Here is a 1,012-nt window from a genome sequence, read left to right as displayed (position 1 = left end):
GGCCACCGCACCAGCCGCCACAGCGGTGTGGTCAGCCGCCAGCGTCGTCGAGCAGCTTCGACCGGTCGACGACGGTTCCCAACGGCAGTGGCGCCGCTGCCGACGGATCGGAGGAAGGCTGCGGGAGGTTGCAGGCCACGGTGTCACTGACTTCGGCCTCGGCGCTCAGGATGCGAACCCACAACACACTGCCGATCAATGCGAGTACCGCGAACACGGCGATCACCGGCCACGCGCGCCGACGGCGGAACGGACGTCCCTGGTCATCGGTAGAGCTGCCTTCGGTGATCAGAGAAACCACGGTATCCCTCGACTTTCTTGACGAAACTTCTACTTCGCCATCGGGCCGAGCGGTGCCGGCATGACGTTCGGTGCCTACCTTAGAGGGCATGTGTGACGACACAGCCGAAGCGAGGCTCGACGCGTCGAACTGCTGTCGATCGCCCACCGCCAGTTGGCCGATTACCGGCCTGTTTCTACCCGGATTCGGCCCGAAAACATCGCCGAAAGGTCACAGCTTGCTCTTGCCTTGGTGACAATTCGCAGTCATTTTTCGGAAATTTCCGATTCGGTTACTACTTTCGTGCTCACGTCGGCTACTGTCTGGCGGCCCAGGTCGTTCAACTGGGCATCGGCAGGACGCCGAAATGACAACCAAATGAGGCGCAGATCACGTTCTTGGAAGGAACTTCCGGGCACTAATTCCAGTCCTGCAGCGTTATGCAGCGACAGGGAATGATCTGGATGCCACGGCGGTTTCCATGCGCATCAAGGATCTACCGGATTCTCGGCGCACACGGGACCGGGATACACGAAGAGGATGGGGTAGACGAGATGGCAACTGACTACGACGCACCGAGGCGTACAGAGTCCGACGAGGTTTCGGAGGACTCGCTCGAGGAGCTGAAGGCGCGACGCAACGAAGCGCAGTCAGCCGTCGTCGACATCGACGAGACGGACACCGCGGAGTCCTTCGAGCTGCCGGGTGCCGACCTTTCCGGCGAGGAACTCT

2 protein-coding genes are annotated in these 1,012 nt (G+C 61.4%); one reads left to right on the top strand and one right to left on the bottom strand.

Annotated features, from left to right (window positions below):
* Positions 1 to 31: 31 nt before the first annotated feature.
* Positions 32 to 301 (bottom strand): LytR C-terminal domain-containing protein, encoded by a 270-nt coding sequence (locus ABT116_RS50510; RefSeq protein ID WP_351648629.1) that lies wholly within the window; start codon positions 299 to 301, stop codon positions 32 to 34.
* Positions 302 to 735: 434 nt separating this feature from the next.
* On the opposite strand from ABT116_RS50510, the gene ABT116_RS50505 reads away from it, so the two are divergent.
* The coding region (locus ABT116_RS50505; protein WP_351648625.1) for a DUF4193 family protein at positions 736 to 1,012 on the top strand (277 nt) is incomplete at its 3' end.

Origin of the sequence: Streptomyces sp. NPDC002130 (assembly GCF_040296465.1) — a bacterium.
In the GTDB taxonomy this organism is placed as follows: Bacteria; Actinomycetota; Actinomycetes; order Streptomycetales; family Streptomycetaceae; genus Streptomyces.
The sequence above is the reverse complement of the archived record's forward strand: the minus strand, read 5'-3'. Positions and strand labels throughout refer to the sequence as shown.